Origin of the sequence: Aggregatibacter sp. oral taxon 458 str. W10330 (genome assembly GCF_000466335.1) — a bacterium.
In the GTDB taxonomy this organism is placed as follows: Bacteria; Pseudomonadota; Gammaproteobacteria; order Enterobacterales; family Pasteurellaceae; genus Aggregatibacter.
Genome location: NZ_KE952597.1, coordinates 1 through 1,426 on the forward strand (window position 1 = coordinate 1; position 1,426 = coordinate 1,426).

The window sequence follows — 1,426 nt, forward strand, 5'->3', positions numbered from 1 at the left end:
ATGGTTTTTATAGCCAGACTTTGGCTGGCTATAACAAGAAAAAGTTTCCAATAAGATGGAAACTTTTTGGTTTTAGTCTTTCTTAATCGGAGGGTTCGCATAAATTGGCAATGATGAACGAGAAATCTTCACATTTGGGCATTTTTGTCTCATTTGGTGTTGGAATACTTCTGCTTTGTGTCTGCTATTGGTTTTCTCATAATTGGTGCCCAAAATGACTTCATCTACCACATTGCTGATATCAGCATAAGGTAAATAAATAGATTGGGTAGTTTCGCAATATTCAATTTCTTCTGAGCCGATTTCTGCCATTTTTAGCACACGGAATTCTTCTTCATCACGAAAAGCAAAGTCTTTGAATAAATAGCGAATATATTCCAACGCATTTTTGTTTTTATCATTAACACAGTCTTTCTCCTTAAAAAAGCCAATAAGCTCTTGTAGAGCCTCTTTAAGTTGATCAAGACGAAAATTATGCCAATCTTTATTTCCACCTATCGTCTTCAAACAGATTCCAAACGAGTTATCTAGCCATCTTTGACATTTTTCTTCAGCAATGTATTCATCTTTATATGCGATATAAGCAACTTGATAAAGTGGTAGGTTTTCGTATTCCACATTGGAAATATTAGCCTCCTTAAATTCAGCTAAATTTTCGTCCTGATTTTTGGTAATACTACGGAAGGGTGCTGAAATGTCAGGTAATTTTAGCCAATCTCCGTTTTTATTGAATACCAAACAACATCCCGAAGCCTCTACGCCATCTTCTTTGCCATATAGGCGAAATTGATTTAAATCGTTCACCCGACTAGAAAAACAGGCAAAAAAAGCATTGTGGGATGAGCAATCCACTTTATTTTCCAATTCCAAATCTTGTAACGATAACAATTCCAGTAACCCTTTTCCTTCAGAGGGATCATTCATATAGGTGGAACTGCCAATCCTCATTGGACTAGGATCATCCTCATTAACAACACCAAACAGTTTGTTACAGACAGTGGAAGATGTGTAATGCGCAAGTGGGATTGAACCCAGTTCAATCGGAGGAATATTTAAAACGGCTAGAATAGTAGAAACTGCGTCCTCAAATTCCTTATCTAGACGTTTACTCATATTTGAGAATAACGCGTTACGTATATCTTGTTTTTTCTTCTCCCAATAAGAAGGCCAATTTTTTTCAAGAAAGCTAATATTTCTGTGACAACGATCAATCCAAGATTGAGCATTGTTTTGCTTTTGAATTCGTGTTTGCTCATCACTCAGCTGTTCGGTAAGTTTGAGTCGCTCTTGGTTGTGCTCATCTGCTTTTGTAAATAAATCCTTCGCTTCCGTTATGTCTTTAACCTTCCGTGCCTGCTCGAAATAACAACCACCAAGCCAAGAGTGAGCATTGATTTGCTTTTGAATTCGTGTTTGCTCATCGGTC

1 pseudogene is annotated in these 1,426 nt (G+C 37.0%); it reads right to left on the reverse strand.

Annotation, left to right across the window (positions count from 1 at the left end):
• Positions 1–72: 72 nt before the first annotated feature.
• Positions 73–1,426 (reverse strand): annotated as a pseudogene (locus HMPREF9065_RS10315) (sel1 repeat family protein); the annotation flags it as partial.